This is a genomic window from Ferruginibacter profundus, from assembly GCF_054783275.1.
Genome location: NZ_BAAGQW010000023.1, coordinates 1 through 600, shown reverse-complemented (window position 1 = coordinate 600; position 600 = coordinate 1). Strand labels below are relative to the sequence as shown.

Sequence of the window (600 nt, the reverse complement as noted above, 5' to 3'; positions counted from 1 at the left end):
CTGATGAGCAAAAGAGTGGAGAGCCGATTTTCATCTGGCATCATGAAGAGCTAGATATGGCATGGTGGCAGGGAGATGGGTTCTATTGCGAAGCTGTGGCGTTTGGTTCTTATAGGATTAAGCCTCAGCCCAAGTATTACCTAGCGGTCACGCCGCCACCGGAGGAATGATGGATAAGGAGACTCGCAGGCTGAAGATTCTAGATCGCTGCATCAATGAGATAGAATTCTTCCTTGAGAACGAAAAGGACTGGGATATGGATGAAATGACCCAAGGGGCTTTCATGACCGCTATCGAGTCGATGAAGATGCGAAAGGAGAGGAAGGTAGATGAGTAAGGTAGTAGATACTAAATACGGACGTGTCGCATTCGTTGAGTCAGACACCTATTTCAATGGCGACCTGATGCACGGGTCTATGGGCAGCATCGCCAAAGAGACAGGCGCTAAGTACGTTCTGCTGCTGGGCGACAAGGTGAAGGCAGAGGACGTTGGAGTAGAGAAGGCTGAGGAATTGGTAGAGATGGTGCTGAATGCGTCTAAGCGGCCTTATAAGGTTATCGCCTAAACCGATGAATGACCATGATTGGAAGATCGTGTAG

General features: G+C 49.0%; 1 protein-coding gene. It reads left to right on the top strand.

The annotated features are described in order from the left end of the window. Positions 1-329 precede the first annotated feature (329 nt). Complete coding sequence (locus ACYVM0_RS27000) at positions 330-566, top strand: hypothetical protein (RefSeq protein ID WP_460562625.1); 237 nt, start codon at positions 330-332, stop codon at positions 564-566. The last annotated feature ends 34 nt before the right edge of the window (positions 567-600 follow it).

Coding starts and splice junctions, on each gene's coding strand:
- ACYVM0_RS27000 (WP_460562625.1), top strand. CDS start 330: ATGAGTAAGGTAGTAGATACTAAATACGGACGTGTCGCATTCGTTGAG.